Source organism: Candidatus Aegiribacteria sp., assembly GCA_021108005.1.
Taxonomy (GTDB): domain Bacteria; phylum Fermentibacterota; class Fermentibacteria; order Fermentibacterales; family JCC-6; genus Aegiribacteria.
The window spans coordinates 20,272-41,471 of record JAIORS010000115.1 but is presented as its reverse complement, the minus strand read 5'-3'; the positions used below and the strand labels follow the sequence as shown (position 1 = coordinate 41,471).

Genomic DNA, 21,200 nt, shown 5'->3' with positions numbered 1-21,200 from the left:
TTTCATCTGAAAAAGCATGTGTGGTCATACCTGCGTACAACGATTTCAAGCGGCTGGATAGATGTCTGGATGCCCTCGGCAACCAGACTGTAAGAGACAGACTGGAAATCATCGTATCCCTCGATGGCGGAGAATCGTTACCCGGACGAATGAGGGCAAAGGCTGATAAAATCATTGAAGGCAGGCACGAAGGACCAGCTGCGGCAAGGAACCGGGGATGGAAGGGAACTGACGGGAACCCGATATTATTCACAGATTCCGATTGTGTACCGGATCCGGGCTGGGCGGAGGAGATGCTGAATGTACTCACCGCGGGAGCTGATGCTGTGAAGGGAGTTTATTCATTCGGGGGCGGAAAGATTATACAGAGGCTGGCGCAGGTGGAATTCGAAGAAAGGTACAGGCTCCTTTCGAAGTCCGATACTATAGATATGATAGATACTTATTCCGCGGGTTACCGGCGCGGAGTACTGATGGAGGCAGGGGGATTCGATGAAACATTTCCATTTCCTGACCATGAGGATGTAGACCTTTCCTATAGAATGGCTGAAGAAGGATACATTTTACGTTTTGCCCCGGAGGCAAAGGTAGCTCACACACACAGGGATACATGGAAGACATATCTGCGGATGAAGTTTTCCAGGGGCAGATGGAGGATGAAGATCCTTAGAAGATTTCCCCGGAAAACAGGAACTGATTCCTACACACCGATATGCATGAAAATCCAGATACTTCTCTGTCCGCTTATGCTTCCGGCGTTACTGCTTTTACCCGTTAATCCGTTGATCTCCGTGTTATGGGCCGCGGTTTTCATTCTAACTACGATTCCCCTTGTCCTGACAGCATTCAGAATGGATAAATTGCTGGTTCCCGTAATCCCCATTTTCGCGTTCTTAAGGAGCTGTGCTCTGTTTTCAGGTCTTTGCAGAGGTATATTCACCTCTAAAGGGGTGAACGAATGAAGCTAGCGCCGGTACGAAGATCGGACCGTATACTGATGATTCTTCTGATTGCGGCTGACTTAATAACCATTCCGTTCGTATTCATGCTTACATGGGTGTTGAGAACTGACGTTTTTGTAAATGTACTTCCCGGATTCTATCATCATTTGAGTTTGTACATAATGATTATGCCGGTGGTTGCGGTCCTCTGGGTATTCTCCTTCGCCAGGACCGGTCTGTACAGCCCGAGGAGGTATCTTGGTAACATGGGTGAACTCCAGCAGCTTTTGAAGGCCTTCGTATTCCTTCTTGTTGCCCTAATGGCCGCCAGCTACCTTGCAAGGATGGAATTTTCAAGGGTGATCCTCTTCATGTTCATAGGAATTTCAATACCCGTAACGGTGTTTTCAAGGTTTCTGGCAAGAAAGGTAGCTCAGGCAATAGCTCCGGTAAGAGAGGTTCCAAGGATTCTGGTTGTTGGTACAGGTGAAGTTGCCGCGAGGGTTATCAGTGCGCTGAGAAGGCTTCCGGGAAACCCCCCCGAACTTGTTGGAGTGATTTCTTCTATAGCTAACGAGGACGAACGGTTCGAAGGAATAACGATAATAACTTCACTGGATAGTATCGTTGAGGAAATAGACCGGATGAACGTTGATGAGGTTTTCTTTGCCGCGCCTGAACTGGAACGTTCGAGGATACTTGAGATTATTTCTCTTGTTAAGAATAAAAACATTCATTACAGGCTCGTAACTGATCTGTTTGAAATAGCTCTTGGAGTCACAGACGTTGATGAACTGGCGAAATTGCCAATTGTTGAAATAGGGTATGGTGAACCGGGTACATTACACAGAATAACTAAAAGGATCATGGATATATCGATATCCTTTCTTCTTATTCTGTTTCTTTTTCCTCTGATGGCTGTGATATATTTTATCCAGCTTATCAGCAAGAGCGGTTCACCTGTTTTCAGTCAGAAAAGGGTGGGACTCAGTGGGATGGAATTTACCCTTTACAAGTTCAGGACGATGAAACCGGAATCCGACGAGTACGAAGTAGCTCCGATTTCAATAGATGACGAAAGGGTTACCGGTATCGGAAAATTTCTCAGAAGAACAAGCCTTGACGAACTGCCTCAGCTTTTTAACGTTTTCCGCGGAGAAATGAGTCTTGTTGGCCCGAGACCCGAAATGCCATTCATTGTAAAAAGATACACCAGCTGGCAGAGACATAGGCTGGATGTAAAACCGGGGTTGACAGGGATGTGGCAGATAATGGGCAGAAAGGAGCTTCCCCTTCATGACAATCTGGAATATGATTACTACTATATTCGGAACCAGTCATTGATGCTTGATTTTACGATATTTGTAAAAACTATCGCAACGATATTCAAGGGAAGGGGTGCATACTGATCGGCTGCTTGCTTCTATTTCTTCTTTCACTGCAATCTTTTCCGGATGCTCCGGGAACTGCGGGATGTGCATGTGGACCTTACGCATGGTCTGACGACGCGTCGTCATGTCTTATTGCCCCTGCCGGGCTGGTGAGGATTACCGGAACCCAGTTCTCAGTTTATTCAACTGCCAGTAACATGGAGAATAACAACATATTCGCAGCGGGAGTCATGGAACTGGGATCGTATAACTACGGCGCCGCAGCCGGATGGATAAGGTCAGAATCAAAACCTGATACTCTTCAGGCGGCTGTAATCGCAGCCAGGACAGTAAGAGGTGATCCTGTCGGTTTTATGGAAGGGGTGTTCGGGCCGAGTATCTCAATAGGCGGGAAACTGGGATTGACCGTTACAGATGACGATTCGGTAGAGAACGGTGAAATGCTTTCCGCAGGCTTTGGTTTTCAGTTCTCAGTATTCCCCACCATAGCAATTGGCGCGAATGTCTCTGATCTCAGGCTCTACGGCGACAGACTTAACGATAGAGTTATCGGTTACGGTTTTTCAACAGTATTTGACAGAAGATTTCGCGGGCATTTCTCGGTAACGGATGGCAAGAGCGCTGTTGGTTTCGATCTGGGAGTAAATGACTGGCTAACGGTGCGAACAGGGACCGATGGCTCATCCTGGAATTCGGGAGCATCCATCGAGCATGAGTGGCTGAGACTGGACTGGGCAGTACTGTTGAACGAGCATGACTGCAGGCAGGTTATTGGCATTTCCGTATCCCCGGGAGGCTATTAATGAATATTTCATTCTTAGCTTCTATGATTCTCTTTGCCGGCAGTACGGATTCAACGAATGTTTCTATTATTCCCGAGAACTGGATATTCGGTTACGACTGTCTTTTTGACGCTTCCGCCGGGGGGAGCTGGAAAAGCAATCATCCGATAATTGACAGTACGAATATTGACGCGGCCGTTTCGGTACGGATCGAATCACCGGAAGTTGATTTTCTGGCAACCGGAGCGATTCAAAGTGATTCTATTTCAGAGGTTCTGTTCAGGAGGGGCAGGGGTGTCGTGAAATGGCCGGGTACTCCATGGATAGGCGCGGGTGTTTACCTGAACGATCAGCAGCCTTTCATAGCAGGATTGTCAAATCCGGTGGTTGAATGGGGTTGGGTGGATATAGACTCCATTCGGGGTTACGGTTTGTCTTCCGGCGGTATCCTTGGTTTCCGTGGAGAGTACCTTATTCAGCTTACCCGGGGCGATACGCTTACACAGTTGAACGTGCGTTCACCATGGATGGGATTCGTTGCTCTGGACTACGCAAGGGCACAGCTTCGCACCACTGATTCCATACCGGATGAAAATATCGTTGTTAATGCATTGTCAGTCAGAGGGGATTTCCGTTACTTCAGCCCATGGCTTATCGTTGCCGGAGCTGAAGGAGAAGCGGGTGAATGGGCTGTATCAGGTGAAATCCGCGACTACTCTCCATTTAACACACGGTGGGGAAGGATAGAAATCGTTCCTGGAATCCACTTCGCCGGAGAAAGTATTGAATTTCCAGGAAGCGCTTTCGTGCCCGGGCAGAGGGTAATTACGCTTGGCGCGTTTCTTGAATCAAGCAGATATTTTGCCTCAGCCGGTATTAAGGGTATGGTTGACTTCGAAAGTGACAGCCTGAGTGGAATTTCGGCATCTGCGGGGTTACTATCGGAGATTGGGATAGCATGGGATATGATCTTTGATTATTACTCCGATGGAGATTACAGAGCAGTTATGTCTTCCATCACTTCCGATTCCTACGCTTCCGCAGGGATAGCAGTAGAAATAATGAACGACAGCTCAAGGGTTACAGGGAGCGCTTCCTATTCTCCAAGGGTCGATGTATGCGCGGAGTTATCTGTTTCAGGCGATATTGATGACAGTCTTCAACCCGCGTGCGGTCTTGCTGTATCCGCGGCGCTTGGTCCTGTAACGGGCCTTGTGAGAATAGACTGGGACTACGCGAATTCTCCTTCCTTTCGGATAGATTTGAGAGGATTGCTGAGATGATCAGAATATTCACCGTATCCATGGTCCTGCTCTGTCTGGTCGGATGCTCGCTTTTCATTCCAAGGGAAAGACCACACGAACAGGGTAATGCACTTGTTCTCTGGTTGCCCGGAGCATCTTCGGTTCAGGTACTCTCTGACTGGAATGACTGGGGCTCGACCGTTGCAGCAGGTGGTTTGATAGACCCGATAACTGGAAGAATGGAAAGAGACGAAAGCGGATCCTGGATACTGGACATCGAGGGGTTGCCGGCCGGGGTTTACAGGTACGCCTATTTTGTGAATGGATACAAATGGATAAGAGATCCGGCTAATCCCGAAACAGCTGCTTTTGAAGGTCGAATTGTTTCCGTTATCATGATTCCGGACTGATTGAAAGGAAGTGATTTTTGGCTTCTGTAAAATTTCAGGGAGTAAGTAAAACCTATCAGAAAGATATCCTTGCTCTTGCCAAATTCGATATTGAAGTCATGGACGGGGAGTTCCTTGTTCTCGTAGGTCCCAGCGGATGCGGAAAATCGACAACTCTTCGTGTTCTGGCGGGGCTCGAGGAACCAACCACGGGAGAGCTTTTCATAGGTGATCGGAATGTAACTGACGTGAAGCCACAGGACAGAGATATAGCTATGGTTTTCCAGAATTATGCTCTTTATCCCCACATGACCGTTTACGACAATATGGCTTTTTCACTGAAGATGAAGAAAATGCAGGTAGGAGAGACAGATAAAAACGTGAAAGACGCTGCTGAAATTCTGGGGATCTCAGATTATCTGCAGAGAAAACCAAGGGAATTGTCAGGGGGGCAGCGTCAAAGGGTTGCCCTGGGACGAGCAATAGTCAGGCATCCAGCTGTTTTTCTTTTCGACGAACCCCTTTCGAACCTTGATGCCAAACTCAGGGTACAGATGAGGAATGAACTGAGCCTGCTCCACACAAAGCTGGGCTCAACCATGATATACGTAACACACGATCAGGCTGAAGCGATGACACTCGGAGACAGAATAGTGGTGCTGAAGGATGGATATATTCAGCAGATTGCCACACCTCTCGACCTGTACGATAATCCTGATAACAGCTTTGTTGCCGGGTTCATAGGCAGCCCTTCAATGAATATTCTGAATGTTGAACTGGAAAACGGCACGCTCCGAGCGGGTGATATGGTTATGGAGAATACTCCCTATGCAGCCCTGCCGAACGGCGAATACCTTTTCGGAGTAAGGCCGGAAGATATTCATCAATCTGAGGAAAGCCGGTTTGCAGGTGAAGTCGAAGTTGTTGAAACCCTTGGTAATGAAAATATCATCTACATGAAATTCGCTGGAAAGCAGTTCGCTGTGAGATGCAGCCCGACAGTGAAGGTTGTTCCAGGAGATATGTTCGGATTTTCGGTTGAATTTGGAAGATGTCATCTTTTCGATATGGATGGCTTACGCATGCAGTTTGATTCAGAAAAAAAGGCGGGCGAATTGGATACGGTTGTTCAGTAATTGAGTATTAAAGAAATCGGGTTCGCTTTTCTTGCAGCCCTTAGCGTAAGTGTGATTCTAACGCCGATGGCAAAGCGGGTTGCTCTTAAGTATGGGTTCGTGGATAAACCGGATAGAAGAAAAAGGCATCTCATGACCACTCCGCTCCTGGGAGGAATGGCGATCTATCTGGCTTTCGGAGCAGCAGTTCTTGCAGGCATGCTGCTGTTCAGCGGTGACTGCAGCATGATTCCAATCGACTGGAAAACACTCTGCATTATGGTTATAACCGGAGCAGGATTGATGTCGATCATGGGATTTGTGGATGATGTCTTCGGCTTTTCTCCCATTATCAAACTCATTCTTCATACTATAGCCGCGATTCTTGTGAGTTTCATTTTCATTACAAAGGGAGCTTTGCTGAGCGTGTTCCTTACTGGAAGCAGTCTTGCCTGGCTTACCGCACCACTGACTCTGATCTGGCTTGTGGGTATCACTAATTCTGTCAACCTGCTTGATCATGCTGATGGTCTATCCGCGGGAACATGCGCTATCGCGGCTATATTCTTTTCAGTTCTTAATGTACTCGCGGGGAATTACTCTATCGCATTCATCAGCGCAGCACTTGCAGGGGCGACAATCGGATTCTTCTTCTACAATTACAATCCGGCTTCGATTTTCATGGGTGACTGCGGAAGCAATATGCTGGGTTTTATGCTTGGAATAATCGCTGTGCTTGGTGTTTACACTTCGGAAGGGTCGATCCGGGAAATTGCCGTTTTCACTCCGATATTTATTCTTGCCCTTCCTTTGATAGATACCGCTTTTGTACTGAGATACAGATGGAAAACACGGAAACCGCTTTTCAACGCTGACAGGAATCACCTTGCTCACCGTCTCATGAGGCTTGGATTAACCCATAATCAATCCGTAGTTGTCTTGCTGGTTCTTTCGGCTCTGATGGGCACATTGGCTCTGCTTCTGCCAACATTGGAACCGTATCAGGCAGTACTTCTTTTCATACATGCCCTGGGTCTCATATGTCTGTTTGCATTTTTCATAAACCGTGCTGAAACCAGGGAGAAAAGGGGATGAGGAGTATTCCGAGAACCGTTATTCAGATAATCATCGTCCTTACAATACTCGGGTCGATATTTCTCGTTCAGACGAACAGCAGAAGCAGTATACTGATAAAGGAAGCAGTCTACGTTGGAGGCGCTGCGCTTGCATTGCTTGTCGCGTCTTTGTGTATAGTAATAGACGGCAGAATCGCATTGGAGAGATTCAGCAGGTCTCTGGCAGTGTCCTTCTGTCTTCTTATGCTGTGGATGATATTCAGGCATTACGCAGGGATTCAATCCGTCAATGGCATGAAGTACATATACAGTACAATTGCCCTCGCCGGCTTGGTTATCGTAATAGCAGCCACGTTCACGAAAAGCGCCAGGGACGGTATTCTGTGGGTTATGGTGGTTTCCACTATTCTTTTATCCATATACGCAATCCTTCAGTCCTTCGGCATAATATTATTTCAATGGGACGCAGGTCTTACGCAAATGGCAAGAAGTTCGGGCACAATGGGGAACGCGAACCTTCTCGGGAGTTTTGCAATGGCAATGCTGCCTGCCGGTGCCGGATTTCTCCTGAGCAGATCACGTCTTTCGAGATTCCGTTACATATCTGCTGTAGTTTTTGTAATGCTTTGCACGGGTGCAATGCTCGCAAGCAAAACCAGGGGAAGTCTGATAGGGCTTCTGGCCATCACGGTCATTCTTCCTTTCATTCCATTCGTAAGAAAAAACAAACGAAGATTTGCTCTGACGATTCTGGTTTTGCTGTTTCTTATAGGCAGCTCAGTTCTCTTTCTGGGCAGCCGTATGGAAGAGCTTGTTCATACTGATACAGGTACTCTGCAGGTCAGGCAGTTGATATGGTCCGGTGCGCTTTCCATGATTCTCAGTAATCCTGTTCTTGGGAACGGGCCGGGATCATTCCAGATATTGTTTCCAGCGTTCAGAAATCCGGAGTATTTCCTTCTTGGTGTCAGCCACAACACACTTCACGCACATTGTGAATATATGGAAATACTTGGTGATATTGGAATTATAGGGTTGCTTCTTTGGGCAGCTGTGGCTTATTCAATATTCAGGATAGTGTACAGAAAATGGAAATCTATTTCCGAAAATATCGAAAAACCGGAGGTATCTGGCAATGAATGGCTAATTCTGGGTCTTCTGGCCGGCATTATCGCTCTTCTGGCTGAGGCTTCAGTATCGGTAGCTTTGAGATGGCCTTCATCAGAATTGCTTCTCGCTCTGTTTACCGCTTTGCTTCTTGCTTCCATTCCATCCAAATTCGCTCCTCTGAAAAGTCTCAGGAGATATGGTTCAGCAGCTGTGCTTCTTCTTATAGCGATTATTCTTGGAACCGTTTCTTTTCCGGTTTACCTGAGGGCAATGAGATCCGGCAGAGAGCTGTTCACAGGAAAAGATATATACCTGACACGTATACAGTTTGAAGTGGCGAACGCTGTCAGGGCTTCCAACGAATGGAAAGCAAACGGAAACGACGAATCTATGCGGACGGCACTTCACTGCTACAATAACGCAAGACAGATAGCGGACAGCTCTGTGACATGGTGCGAAAAGTGTGTTGAAACGAATCCTGATGAACTCGGGGGATGGTACGCGCTGGGAAGCGCATACATATCAAATGCCAGACTGTATCAGAATATCTCGCCTTCATTAAACTCAGTTCTCACCATAAACGGTATACAAGCGGAGAATTACGAAAAAGCTGACCGATACATGAGGCTTGGACTGGCAGCTTACGATTCGCTTACCAGAAGGGCTCCGAATTATGCTGAGGTTCATAACAACCTTTCCATTGTATGGATAAGTCTCGGTTTTCCCGACAGTGCTCTTGCCTCAATGCGGAACTCATGGGACCTTCATGCCCACAATAGAATGGACTATTCGGAAAAGATCAACTTTCTGAATATCCTTACCGAGTCCGTTGACGGTGTATATCTGAAATGGCAGACGTCAATCGTATTGATGAGCAAATTGAGAGAAGAAAGCTGTGGGATTGATGATGAGGATTCAATATTAAGAATGCTGTTGTTCGACTTCGGCACCACATTCCTCAGATATGCGGATTCAGCGGACAGCCTTAACCATGAGCTCAACATGCTACTGAGCAGCAGAGAGCCGGACTATGCTTCCAGAATAAAAGAATGCACCGACATACAGGTACAGCGGATGCATGAAGGTATGGATATACTTCAGCGGTTTGAAGAGGGAGATACAGCCGGAGTGATAAGGGATCTCAACAGTATTCATCAGGATGAACTCGATGTGCTGCCAATTCACCAGGCGGTGAAGGGACTAATACAAGCTTCAAAGGGCGATATTGAGGGCATGCGAATGGTAAGTGAAATTCTTGGTCTTTTAAACGGAATCGATTTTGAGGATTTAACAGCATGGCCCATCGAAATATCGCGGATGGTGAACGAATTGAATAAAGCACTCCTGAGCACCGGGCTGAATGAATCCGAAGAGAGACGAATGTACATTTTAAATGAAACCAGTATGCTGATTTTTGACAGACGCATATTTGAAGTCATTAGCTTCATAGATTCATCACCTTTTCTTCAGTACGAAGTTGCGGACGTGAAAGATAAGCTGCAAACCATATGGTGGCATATTGGAGGTCCTTTGTACTGTTTCATGAATATGAGGGATGATCAGACCGGAACCCCGGCCATGAGGGAGATGTCATTATTGGAAGACTCGTACTCAGGACTGCTTGCACTGGAATCACAGGATTCACTGAATGCGGAACTGATAAAGCTTGAGATCCAGTGGCTTTACGTATTTTTCTGTTCGTCACTCAGCAGCATACCTTACTACAGCGCTGTTCAGTCTGATCAGATACTTTCACTTCTTATTGATGCCCGAATGAGACTGGTTGATATTATTGGAGAAGATGAAGCGCACTACCAGATAGGCAGTATGCTCAATGATCTTTCAATTCGATCACGCTTCCTGGCCGGAGGTAGGTCTACGGTTCAATTAGAAGCTCTCAGGAGCGATCTTGTTACGGGAAGAATCAGCCGGCCTGACTTGCCATAAACGCTGAGAAAAACTAGATTTACTTAACGAGTGCGCTAGAAGAATCAAAAGATTCAAAAGGCGGTATCTTCCGCCTTTATTTTATATTGTAGAATTAAGGAGATATGGAAACCTCTGATTTGTTTGAAGATATAGATGAATTTGTTGATAAAGCCGGTCTAATGCTGGTTGATTTTACCATGAAGAACATTGGCAGAAGCCACATTATAAGGCTCCTTGTTGACAAACCGGAGCGGGTTACCATCAAGGAATGCGCTGAACTCTCAAGAAGTATTAAGGACCACCTTGATGGAAACATGCTTCAACTGAATTACAGGCTGGAAGTGAGTTCACCCGGAATAGGACGTCTTCTCAGTACGGAGGTTGACTGGGAAAGATCAGTTGGAAGAAAACTTTCCGTACAGATAGAGGATGAAGATTTCATCGACTGGCTTGAAGGATACAGTGAAGGGTGCCTTAAGTTCAGGGAAGGCAGGATAGTAACCGCCGATGATATTGTGAGGGCAGTGGAAGTACTGGACTGACTGAAACTGTTTTAAGTTATAGGATTTGCGAGGAGATTAAAGTGTCAGACAATTATCAGAGAATAGAAGCCCTGGCTGCTGTGATAAGGGAAAGTAAAGGCGCGAATCAGGAACTTCTTCTGGAATGGCTTAAAAGAGGGCTGATGGAAGCAACCGAGAAAGAATTCGGTTCACCTCAGAATATTAAGATAACATGGAATCAGAAGACCGATGATGTTGTTATCGTTGCTCTTGTGGAAGTGGTCAGGGAAGTTGATCCTGCGTGGTCTCATCTTCAGATCACAAGAAGAAAAGCAAGGAAGTACAACCCCGAGGCCGATTACGGTGATGAAGTTGGAATACCAATCGATTTCGATGATTTCGGTCGTTCTGCGATAAACGTATTCAGGAATGAGTTTCACACTCTTGAGAGATCCGCGGAGAGAGATAAGGTTTACGATGAGTATTCAAGCAGGATAGGCCAGCTCATTCCAAGATGCGTGGTTCAGCAGGTTTACAGAAACAGGGTCAATGTCCGTGTAGCCGGACAGATAGACGCTGTCATACCACCTGAAGAAAGGGCCAGGGGTGAGAGGTTTGAACACGGTGATACCGTGCTTCCTGTGCTTGTTGAGGTTCTCAGCCCGGAGAGTACCGATCCTCAGCTTGTTCTTTCAAGAGCTAATCCACTGCTTGTTAAAAGGCTGTTCGAACGGGAAGCTCCTGAAATCGACGAGGGCGTGGTACAGATTAAGGCCATTGCCCGCGAAGCTGGCGTCAGAACGAAGATAGCTGTGGCAAGTAACGATATCAGGGTTGATGCTGTAGGTACCTTTGTCGGAATGAAGGGCATGAGAGTACAGTCCGTTATGCGTGAGTTAAACGGTGAGCGAATCGATATTATCTCCTGGACAATAGACAGGAAGCTCCTTGTGACCAGCGCTCTTCTCCCGGCAACCGTTCTCAAGGTAACGATGGATACCAGGATAAACCACGAGACCGGTGAAGAAGAGAGTATAATGGTAGCTACAGTTCCTGATGACGAGATAGGAAGAGCAAAAGGCAAGGGCGGCCATAACGTAAGACTGGCCGGCAAATTAATAGGATACAGGATTGAAATCGAGGAAAAATCTATCTGGGAGGAAAGAAAGCGGTGGGAGGAAATGCTGCGAGTTGACATTTCGGAATTCGAATGCGTCAACAGTCAGCTTGCTGAAAGACTGACCCGCGCAGGATTTGATTCTGCTGATACACTTATCGATTGTTCAATGGATAGACTTCGTGGTGTTCAGGGAGTGGGCCCGGTGAAAATAAAACAACTCCTGAAGGAAGCCGCTGAGCAGATAGAGACAAGAAGTGAAGTAGTTGAAACAAGGAAAGAGGAAGCCAGAAAAGCTGAGCTTGAAAATGAAGCTGCTGATGAACAATCGGTTGGAGATATTGAAACCACAGAGGAGTGACGACCAGCCGCAGCGCATTGGCGATACTGTTGTATGGAATAACTAAGATCGAATGAATTGCAGGATAGAATAATTGAAGGAAGCGGGTGATTCCCTTGGCTGAAAAAAGCAGTGGGAAGAAGATAAGAGTATACGAAATGGCCAAGGAGCTGAATCTGTCAAGTGAGGCGCTTATAGAGATTCTTAAGAAAATGAAGATATCTGTTAAGAGCCATATGAGTTCGCTCACCCCTGAAAAAATACTTGAGGTAAGGAACAGATTTGACCAGGAGAAGAAGGCTGCAAGAACAAAAACAGTTCAAAAGAAAAAGAAGAAGAGAAGACGCCGTCATAAACCCAGAGTGACTGCGGAAGCAGTTAAAACTGTTAAAGACACTCTCGCGAAAATTGATTCAGGTGGGGGACGTACCAGGCAGAAGAAGCGAAAAAAATACAGAGAAGAGAAAAGCGAGAAACAACAGGATATTGTTGATGACAGCGTTACCCGGACAATTCGAATAACCGAATATACAAACCCATCAGAACTATCCGATCTTATGGATATTCCGCTGAACAAAGTAATCGGGAAATTCATGGAACTCGGTGTGATGGCTACCGCCAATCAGAGGCTTGATGTTGAAACTGTATCTTTGGTAGCAGGCGAATTCAATTTTGAAGTCGAAACGGTTGCGAGCTACGGAGCCAGCGAGATTGAGAGAAAGCGTGTCAGTTTCGGTGGTACCGAAACCGCAAGATTCCCGATTGTTACCGTTATGGGTCATGTTGATCACGGTAAGACAGCGCTTCTTGACAGGATAAGAAAAACAAATGTCATTGCTACGGAGTCAGGAGGCATAACGCAGCATATCGGTGCATACGTCTCAAAACTCCCTGATGGGAAATCTATTACATTCATAGATACACCTGGGCATGAAGCTTTCACCGCAATGAGAACAAGGGGCGCGAGGATAACCGATATAGTTATTCTGGTTATTGCTGCTGACAGCAGGGTTATGCCTCAGACTGAAGAGGCTATTGACCACGCCAGGGCCGCGGAAGTTCCTATAGTCGTTGCGATTACGAAAATTGACCTTCCCACCGCGCATACTGATCTGATCAAGAATGACCTGGCGGCACACGATGTTTTGATAGAGGAGTGGGGAGGGGATATTCTCTGCTCGGAGGTTTCGTCGATCACAGGTGAAAATATCGATGACCTTATGGAGAAGTTGATGCTTCAAGCGGAAATGCTGGAATTGACAGCATTTCCAGACAGGTCCGCAAAAGGGATCGTTCTTGAAGGAGAGATTGATCCAAGAAGGGGAACGGTCGTAAATGTGATAATTCAGGACGGTACCCTGAGAGTTGAGGATTATTTTGTTGCCGGCAAATTCCACGGAAGAGTCCGTGCTATGTACAACGAAAATGAGAACGAGATTGATGAGGCCGGTCCTGGAATCCCGGTTCAGATACTTGGCTGTTCCGACGTCCCCGATGCGGGAGAGTCTGTAGTCGCATTGAATTCCGAACATGAAGCCAAGCGAATAAGCAGAAGACGCCAGCTTGTACAGAGGGAAAGGGAACTGCATTCGGGCGAAATGGTATCTCTTGAGGATTTCTGGAAAAAATCCGACGAGACCCATAACAAACTGAATCTTATAGTAAAAGCGGATGTTCAGGGAACGGCGGAAGCTATTGTAGACACTCTGAGCAAGCTGGGAAATGAAGAAGTTTCGGTTAACATCATAAGAAGCAGTGCAGGTGGCATTTCTGGAAACGATGTAAATCTTGCTGCCGCGTCAAATGCTGTGATTATCGGCTTCAGGGTTCGTCCGGATGTGAGAGCCCGAGAAGAAGCCACACTTCAGGATGTGGAAATTGCTACATTCAGCGTTATTCATCAGGTTGAGGATACCGTCAAAAAGTCGCTCTCAGGCCTGCTTAAACCAGAGGAAAAGGAAGAGTTCCTCGGATCGGCCGAGGTAAGGGATCTTTTCAGGGTTCCGAAGATCGGCATCATAGCAGGATCTTATGTTATCAGCGGAGTCATAAAAAGAAACGCGAAGTTACGGCTTGTGCGAAACGGAGTTGACATATGGTCAGGTACCGTAAGTTCCCTGAAGCGCTTCAAAGAAGATAAAAAAGAGGTAAAATCCGGTTTTGAATGCGGCATAGGCATCTCTGGCTTTAACGATATAAAGGTGGGCGATGTAATTGAGAGCTTCGATATTATTTCCATAGCAAGGGAACTCTGACGGGTTCACGGAAGGATTTCACATGGAAGAAAGAAGAAGACAGAGGCTTGAAGTTGATATCCGTGAGGATGTTGGAGAAATACTGTCCAGAGATATATCGGACGAAAGATTGAAGAATCTCAGTGTAACAAGGGTAAAACTATCCCGCGATGGTTCAAACGCCACCTTGTTCTTTGAAATATCAGGTGCCGAAGAAGAACAGCAGGAAGCCTTCGAAGCGATGGAATCGGCAAAAGGCTATCTCAGATCGAAGCTTGCATCCATGATACAGATGCGTACTGTTCCCATTCTATCGTTTGTCAAGGATGACTCGGGCAAAAAGGGTGACAGAGTTCTGAATATCATGAGAGAACTGGATACCGATTGACATTACCCCGAATTTCCGGTGCGGCATATCTTCTTGACAAATCAGCCGGCATTTCTTCAAGAAGGACAGCTGCAAGAGTCGCGAAGCACTGGGGTTACAGAAAATTCGGTCATGCTGGAACACTTGACCCCGACGCTACAGGGCTTCTTATCGTCCTGATGGGTAAGGCAACACGCCTTTCCAGATTTCTCCTTTCTTCCGTGAAAACCTACAGTTTTGGAATTGAACTGGGAATAAGAACCGACACCGATGATACGAGCGGACGAATCCTGGAGAGGAAACCCGTTCAGGATATCAGCGAGAAGGATATACACCGGATAACAGGTAACTATACCGGCTTCATAAAACAGAAGGTTCCGGACTATTCAGCTGTAAAGATAGATGGTAGAAGAGCATATTCCATGGCGAGAGAGGGATTGAAGCCCTCTACACCTGTTAGAGAGGTGTATGCCGAAAACTGGAAGCTGGAGGAATTCCTGGGGTCAAAGATTCGTTTTTCTGTTACCGTAAGCTCAGGAACCTATATCAGAGCTTTCGCCAGGGACATCGGGAACGAACTTGGAACCGGCGGAGCGGCCTTTGACATCAGAAGAACGTCTGTAGGAGCATTCAGCGTTGAAGAGGCTTCACGCGAAAACGATGACGAAAAAGCCATGCTGAGTATGTCGGATATCCTTCGGGAATACGATAGGATTGTGCTGGATGAAGAACAGCGTAAGACCGTGCTGCACGGTGGAAGGCTGAAAGGCAAACTGATCGGTACAATAGCTCTGATGGACGAATATGATAATCTGCTGGCCGTAGCGGAGGGTGACGGAAATATACTGAAACCATTATGCGTATTTGCGGGATACTGAAACTATGGATACAATTACAATAGGTAATTTTGATGGAATACATAAAGGACATCTGAAGGTGATAGAAAGAACGAAGTCCTTTGGCGGTGAAACAGGACTGGTTTGTTTTGAACCTGTGGCACGTCAGTATTTTACGAATAATACATGGAGCAGGCGCCTTACTACTTCGTTCGAAAGGGCAACTATTCTTAAAAAGCTGGGAATGTCGAATATTCATCTCATTCCCTTTGATACTGAAACTGTTGAAAAATCACCGGATGAGTTTCTGTATGAACTTTTAAAATGGGGATATATCAACAGAATCGTGGTAGGATACGATTTTCATTTTGGCAGAAACAGGTCAGGTTCAGTGGAATACCTCAGTCAATGGTGTACTTCAAGGGAAATAGATACTATTATTGTACCTCCGTTGGAATGTGACGAGGGACCTGTTAAAAGTGAAAGGATCCGGCTGCTTCTTGAAAATGGTGAGCTTCAGGCTGCCGAGAAGCTTCTGGGAAGGCACTATTCGGTGATTGGAGTGGTTTCGAGGGGCAAAGGTCTTGGAAAACAGATCGGGTTCCCTACACTTAATATCAGGGTTCCAGCGTGCAAACTGCTTCCCGAATCGGGCAGTTATGCGGGTTACGTAGATTCCGGCGATGTAAATGGGCACATGCCCGCAGCCGTATTTGTTCCCGACAGCGCCACCGGGCCGGTGGAAGCGCATCTTGTCAACCATCGGTCGGGAGATGTTTACGGCAGTATAATGAAAGTGAGTTTCGTAAAGAAGCTTAGAATGACAGCATCTTCATTGAACACTGAGGAGCTGAGAGAGCTTATTGCGGACGATGTAGAAACAGTCAGGCAGTACGCTAAAAAGAAAGAACGGATGGAGGATCTGAAAAGATGAGCATTACAGCCGATAAAAAGGCAGAATTAATTGGAAAATTCGGAGACAGTGAGAATGATTCCGGAAAGTCTGAAGTACAGATAGCGATTCTCACAGAAAGGATAAAAAACCTGACCGAGCACAGCAAGCTTCACAAGAAGGATAACAACAGTAAAAGAGGGCTCCTTCAGATGGTGGGACAGAGGAGGAAACTGCTCAATTATTTAAGCAGTAAGGATATAGAACGGTACAGAACGATAGTTAAGGATCTTGGACTGAGGAGATAGCATCTCAGTGAAATACAGCACACTGATGGAATTATGGGTTCAATTGAAGTAGTGCCTGTAGTAAATTCTTCCCGGCAGAGTGCCGGGATGTGAAAGAAAAAGAAAAGGAAAATCAAGAATAATGGCAAAAGTAGTTAAACAAAGAGAAATAGCAGGCAGGACACTTTCAATTGAAACCGGAAGAATGGCGAAACAGGCCGACGGCGCTGTCTACATAACGTATGGAGGATCAGCGGTACTTGTAGCTGCCACATCGGGCGGACTGAGGGATCTACCCTTCTTTCCACTGACAATCGAATACCGTGAAAGAAAATACGCGTCAGGTAAAATTCCTGGAGGTTTCTTTAAAAGAGAAGGCAGACCGCAGGAGACTGAAATACTTACCGCGAGGCTCATAGACAGACCCCTGAGGCCTCTCTTTCCTAACGATTACATGGAAGAGACACAGGTATTTATCCTGGTCCTCAGTTCCGACGATCAGAACGATCCAAGTCTTCTTGGTATGCTCGGGGCTTCAGCGGCACTGATGATCTCCGATATCCCATGGGATGGCCCCGTATCATCAGTGAAAATTGGCAGGGTGAACGGTGAGTTCGTAGTCAATCCTACTATTGACCAGCTTGAAAACAGCGATATCGACCTTGTAGTCGCGGTAAAGGGCACCGATGTTGTAATGCTTGAGGGTTCAACCATGCAGCTTTCGGAAACTGAGGTCATGGACGCTATCAGGTTGGCTGCCTCCGAAGCTTCGAAGATCAACGATCTGCAGATGGAATTGCGGGAAGCTGTCGGCAGAGAAAAACGCCAGCCCGAAAAGGCCTTTGAGGTTCCCGATGGACTTCAGGAAGCGGTAAACGCTATTGCCTTCCAGGAATTTGGGAAGGTTTATGGAAACGGCATGAAGAACGCTCTCTCCGAAGCGGGTAAAATCGCGAAAGAGAAGGCCACTGATCAACTTGCAAGTAAATACACCGAAATTGAAGATGAAAAGCTGCTGGCGAGGATACTTTCCGATGCTGTAAACGAAGCTGAGAAGCTCTTCGCAAGGCAGAAGCTTCTTGTAGATCGCATGCGTCCTGATGGCCGTAATGAGGGCGATGTAAGGAAGATAACCTGCGAAGTGGGTGTATTACCGCGACCCCATGGTTCCGCACTCTTCACAAGAGGAGAAACGCAGGCTCTTGTGGCGGTTACACTGGGAGGAGCCAGAGACGAACAGAGGATAGACGGTCTTCTGGGAGAATACATGAAGGATTTCATGCTTCATTACAATTTTCCCTCATTCAGTGTTGGAGAAGTCAGACCCGCCCGCGGACCCGGAAGAAGGGAAATCGGGCACGGACATCTTGCTGAAACTGCTCTGGCAGGTGTTATGCCTGAGGATAAAACAAAATTCAATTACACTGTAAGAATAGTTTCCGACATTCTCGAATCAAACGGTTCCTCCAGTCAGGCGACCATTTGTGGAGGCTCCCTGAGCCTGATGGATGCGGGAGTACCCATAAGTGACGCTGTGGCGGGCGTGGCTCTTGGTCTCGTAACAGATGGAAAAGATTACATAATTCTCTCGGATATAGCCGGAGTCGAAGATCATCTGGGTGACATGGATCTGAAAATCGCCGGGACTACGAAGGGCATTACAGCAATTCAGATGGATCTGAAAGTTGAAGGAATATCCCTTGACATTCTGAGCGAGGCCATGATCAGAGCGAAGGGGAACAGGGAATACATCCTGAACGAGATGAATTCCGTGATAAGCAGTCCACGCGATGAACTCAGTGAATTCGCGCCAAGGGTCTACACGATTCAGATTGAGAAGGACATGATCGGTAAACTGATCGGCCCGGGGGGCAAGAACATCAGAGCTATTACCGAAGAAACCGGCGCGGATATAAACATCGATGATGACGGTACGGTAGTTGTCCTCTCAGATGATGCGGATGCGGCCAATAGAACCCTTGAACTTATCGAGATGTCCACCGGGAAACCAAAACTCGGACAGATATACGACGGTGTTGTAGCGAATATCATGAACTTCGGAGCATTCGTTGAAATAATGCCCGGAACCGATGGTCTTGTGCATATAAGCCAGATAAGCGAAAACCGGGTTGAGAATGTGGAAGATGTCCTCAAGCGCGGACAGCATGTGCGAGTAAAGGTCAAAGCTGTTAAGAACGATGGCAAGATTGATCTTACGATGAAGGGCGTCGAGCAGAACAAAGATAGTTAGTCTTCTGAAATTGGAGGGGGAGGATATGGAACTGGATGTACTGCTTGAGATTCTTGAGCACGCATCTAATCTTCCCCTTCCATCAAGAGCAACATCCGGTTCAAGTGGTGTAGACCTGTGCGCCGCAGTTGAATCGGAAATTACGATTAAACCCGGAAACACCGAACTGGTTCCGACAGGACTGAAAGTTTCCATACCCGCGGGCTACGAATGGCAGATACGTCCCAGAAGCGGTAACGCGCTGAAATATGGTATTACCGTACTGAATACCCCCGGAACAATAGATTCAGATTACAGGGGAGAAGTGAAGATAATTCTTGCGAACCTTGGCAAATCACCATTCAGAATAAAGCGGGGTGACAGGATAGCCCAGGCGGTTCTCACACCTGTTATGTACCCCAGATTCAAGGTTGTGGAAAGCGTACCTGAAACCAGGAGGGGTGAAGGGGGGTTTGGCCATTCCGGGCGTTAACAGAAATCTTGCAAGCATTCAGAGCGTACTTGTTTTCATCATGCTCAGCGTATCATGCAGTTACGGTTTTAGAGGCAGTCTTCCGGAATACATCCAGTCGGTCAAAGTAATACCTTTTCGCAGCAGAGTCTCGCAGTATGGACTGGAGCAGGATATCACCTCGCGGGTGATAGAAATGATAGTGAGGGATGGAAGACTCGCCGTAGCTATCGAGAATCAGGATTCAGAAATTGAGGGTACGGTCGCGGCGTACAGTAAAACCCCTTATTCGTATACTTCAGCAGAGGTTGTTGAAGAGTACAAGCTTGAAGTCAGGATTGAAATATCGTTTATCGATCTTATTCATGAAACGGATATTATCGGTAACGAAAGCGTAACAACATGGCTGGTTTACGATCCTGATAACGAAACAGAGATCGATGCCCGGAACAGACTGCTGGAGGAATCAGCGGAAGATGTTGTCAGAAGATGCCTTTCAGGATGGTAGGTGGATATGTCAGATTTATTCTCAGGTAAAAGTGGAGTTTTCACTTTACTTCTTGTGGTTCTTGTGATGATCGTGAGCGTAGTTATCAAATATGTGGGTATGGTTTCGCTGACACCCGCGAAAGTGGGCAGTGAACTGGAGGAGACATACAGCAGGGTTGATGATGTGAGACCGCTGGAAGTTTTGAAAGCTGAATTCCTCAGAGAGTGGGGCAGATATCGCAGATCGGACGAATGTTCCGATGCTGTTTCAGCATCATGCATGTATCCCGGCAACGGCTTCGAAGGCGACTTGTACATAGTATCTTATGCTGATTCCATCGAATTCCCGGGATTCCCAACTCTACACCGCCAGCTCCGTATTGAGAAACCCATGAGGCATGATAATTAATGGCTCTAATTGATGACTGGCGCGAGAAACACCAGAGGAAATCCGGGAAAGGCAGGCTGATACTGTACATTTTTCTGCTTCTCATGATAGTGTTCCTGATTTTAAAAGCAAACACGTTCGTAAACGGTTTCAGTAAAATATTCTTTTCCACAGACAATTCAGCCACAGTTGAGGAGAATCACCCCGAATGAAGTATCACATTTTTGATGCTCACGTGGATACTCTTATGCGTCTGAAGTCTTCCGAGGAATACCTTGAAGGCAACTCAGTGACGCAACTGGACATGCCCAGAGCTTTGAAGAGTGGTGTAACACACCTGGTAACGGCCATCTGCGCGGAAGCTGAAAAGGAACCAATTCCAGCATTCCACCGTGGTATTTCGATGTACAGAGACTTGTATGACAGGTCTTCAATAGAATTGCTTCTTATGCTTGAGGGGTGCCAGCCACTTGTTAACCTGCCGAATAGAAATGAGATCATCACGATGCTCTCCGTAGCGACATTAACCTGGAATGGAGAGAACAGTCTTGGGGGCGGAATAGGAACTGACACAGGGCTAACGGAAAGAGGAAAGCAGCTGGCGGTGGAACTCGACCATGCTGGTGTGGTATTGGACGTTTCACACCTCTGTGACCGTTCCAGGAGAGATATTCTATCGATGGGGCTGCGTACAGTGGCCACTCATTGCAATTGCAGGGCTGTGCATGACTTTCCCAGGAATCTTCCGGATGAGGATATACGGGAAATAGCCGCTTCAGGAGGAGTTGTTGGCATTACATTCGTACCCGATTTTCTTGCCTGTAAAGCTTCACTTGACAGCATCGCTGACCATCTTGAATATCTGGTTGAACTTACGGACATAAGCAATGCGGGTTTCGGCAGTGATTTCGACGGGGTTATAAAACTTCCCTCGGGTATGAAGGACTGCACTGTGTGGCCGGAGCTCATGGAACTTCTTGACAGAAGAGGGTGGAGTGTACATGACATAGCTTCCGTTGCGGGAAATAACTGGAAGAGAGTTCTTCTTGATAATTGAAATGGAGATCG

21 protein-coding genes are annotated in these 21,200 nt (G+C 46.8%); all 21 read left to right on the top strand.

Annotation, left to right across the window (positions count from 1 at the left end):
• Positions 1-20: 20 nt before the first annotated feature.
• The 21 genes from K8S15_07120 to K8S15_07020 all read left to right on the top strand — a co-directional run bounded on the left by K8S15_07120 (position 21) and on the right by K8S15_07020 (position 21,189).
• Positions 21-962 (top strand): glycosyltransferase, encoded by a 942-nt coding sequence (locus tag K8S15_07120; GenBank protein MCD4775807.1) that lies wholly within the window; start codon positions 21-23, stop codon positions 960-962.
• Complete coding sequence (locus K8S15_07115; GenBank protein ID MCD4775806.1) at positions 959-2,350, top strand: sugar transferase; 1,392 nt, start codon at positions 959-961, stop codon at positions 2,348-2,350. The genes K8S15_07120 and K8S15_07115 overlap by 4 nt, the downstream gene beginning before the upstream one ends.
• Before the next feature lie 8 nt (positions 2,351-2,358).
• Complete coding sequence (locus tag K8S15_07110) at positions 2,359-3,135, top strand: hypothetical protein (protein ID MCD4775805.1); 777 nt, start codon at positions 2,359-2,361, stop codon at positions 3,133-3,135.
• The gene (locus tag K8S15_07105) at positions 3,135-4,397 is read left to right on the top strand and encodes a hypothetical protein (GenBank protein MCD4775804.1); all 1,263 of its coding nucleotides are present in this window, start codon (positions 3,135-3,137) and stop codon (positions 4,395-4,397) included. Before K8S15_07110 ends, K8S15_07105 begins: the two co-directional genes overlap by 1 nt.
• Positions 4,394-4,768 carry a hypothetical protein gene (locus tag K8S15_07100; protein MCD4775803.1) on the top strand — a complete coding sequence of 125 codons (375 nt, stop codon included), beginning with the start codon at positions 4,394-4,396 and terminating at the stop codon, positions 4,766-4,768. Before K8S15_07105 ends, K8S15_07100 begins: the two co-directional genes overlap by 4 nt.
• A gap of 17 nt (positions 4,769-4,785) precedes the next feature.
• A complete protein-coding gene (gene ugpC, locus K8S15_07095; GenBank protein MCD4775802.1) occupies positions 4,786-5,883 on the top strand; it encodes a sn-glycerol-3-phosphate ABC transporter ATP-binding protein UgpC in 1,098 nt (365 codons plus the stop codon).
• Positions 5,884-6,957, top strand: a complete 1,074-nt coding sequence (locus tag K8S15_07090; GenBank protein ID MCD4775801.1) for an undecaprenyl/decaprenyl-phosphate alpha-N-acetylglucosaminyl 1-phosphate transferase — start codon at positions 5,884-5,886, stop codon at positions 6,955-6,957. It begins immediately after the preceding gene.
• Positions 6,954-9,995, top strand: a complete 3,042-nt coding sequence (locus tag K8S15_07085; GenBank protein MCD4775800.1) for an O-antigen ligase family protein — start codon at positions 6,954-6,956, stop codon at positions 9,993-9,995. The genes K8S15_07090 and K8S15_07085 overlap by 4 nt, the downstream gene beginning before the upstream one ends.
• A 104-nt stretch (positions 9,996-10,099) precedes the next feature.
• Positions 10,100-10,519: a hypothetical protein gene (locus tag K8S15_07080; protein MCD4775799.1), complete on the top strand. Its 420-nt coding sequence runs from the start codon at positions 10,100-10,102 to the stop codon at positions 10,517-10,519.
• Positions 10,520-10,560: 41 nt separating this feature from the next.
• A complete protein-coding gene (gene nusA, locus K8S15_07075) occupies positions 10,561-11,958 on the top strand; it encodes a transcription termination factor NusA (protein MCD4775798.1) in 1,398 nt (465 codons plus the stop codon).
• A gap of 95 nt (positions 11,959-12,053) precedes the next feature.
• Positions 12,054-14,192 carry a translation initiation factor IF-2 gene (gene infB / locus K8S15_07070; protein MCD4775797.1) on the top strand — a complete coding sequence of 713 codons (2,139 nt, stop codon included), beginning with the start codon at positions 12,054-12,056 and terminating at the stop codon, positions 14,190-14,192.
• 22 nt (positions 14,193-14,214) lie between these two features.
• Positions 14,215-14,559: a 30S ribosome-binding factor RbfA gene (gene rbfA / locus K8S15_07065; GenBank protein ID MCD4775796.1), complete on the top strand. Its 345-nt coding sequence runs from the start codon at positions 14,215-14,217 to the stop codon at positions 14,557-14,559.
• Positions 14,556-15,416: a tRNA pseudouridine(55) synthase TruB gene (gene truB / locus K8S15_07060; protein MCD4775795.1), complete on the top strand. Its 861-nt coding sequence runs from the start codon at positions 14,556-14,558 to the stop codon at positions 15,414-15,416. The genes rbfA and truB overlap by 4 nt, the downstream gene beginning before the upstream one ends.
• 4 nt (positions 15,417-15,420) lie before the next feature.
• Positions 15,421-16,308 (top strand): adenylyltransferase/cytidyltransferase family protein, encoded by an 888-nt coding sequence (locus K8S15_07055; GenBank protein ID MCD4775794.1) that lies wholly within the window; start codon positions 15,421-15,423, stop codon positions 16,306-16,308.
• Entirely contained in the window at positions 16,305-16,574 is a 270-nt protein-coding gene (rpsO, locus tag K8S15_07050; protein ID MCD4775793.1) for a 30S ribosomal protein S15, read from the top strand. Before K8S15_07055 ends, rpsO begins: the two co-directional genes overlap by 4 nt.
• 121 nt (positions 16,575-16,695) lie before the next feature.
• On the top strand, positions 16,696-18,804 hold the full coding sequence (pnp, locus tag K8S15_07045; protein ID MCD4775792.1) for a polyribonucleotide nucleotidyltransferase: 2,109 nt from the start codon (positions 16,696-16,698) through the stop codon (positions 18,802-18,804).
• Positions 18,805-18,829: 25 nt separating this feature from the next.
• The gene (gene dut / locus K8S15_07040; protein ID MCD4775791.1) at positions 18,830-19,276 is read left to right on the top strand and encodes a dUTP diphosphatase; all 447 of its coding nucleotides are present in this window, start codon (positions 18,830-18,832) and stop codon (positions 19,274-19,276) included.
• Complete coding sequence (locus tag K8S15_07035; GenBank protein ID MCD4775790.1) at positions 19,245-19,763, top strand: hypothetical protein; 519 nt, start codon at positions 19,245-19,247, stop codon at positions 19,761-19,763. The genes dut and K8S15_07035 overlap by 32 nt, the downstream gene beginning before the upstream one ends.
• A 6-nt stretch (positions 19,764-19,769) precedes the next feature.
• Complete coding sequence (locus tag K8S15_07030; GenBank protein ID MCD4775789.1) at positions 19,770-20,153, top strand: hypothetical protein; 384 nt, start codon at positions 19,770-19,772, stop codon at positions 20,151-20,153.
• Positions 20,153-20,344 carry a hypothetical protein gene (locus K8S15_07025; GenBank protein ID MCD4775788.1) on the top strand — a complete coding sequence of 64 codons (192 nt, stop codon included), beginning with the start codon at positions 20,153-20,155 and terminating at the stop codon, positions 20,342-20,344. Before K8S15_07030 ends, K8S15_07025 begins: the two co-directional genes overlap by 1 nt.
• Positions 20,341-21,189, top strand: a complete 849-nt coding sequence (locus K8S15_07020) for a membrane dipeptidase (GenBank protein ID MCD4775787.1) — start codon at positions 20,341-20,343, stop codon at positions 21,187-21,189. The genes K8S15_07025 and K8S15_07020 overlap by 4 nt, the downstream gene beginning before the upstream one ends.
• Positions 21,190-21,200 lie beyond the last annotated feature (11 nt).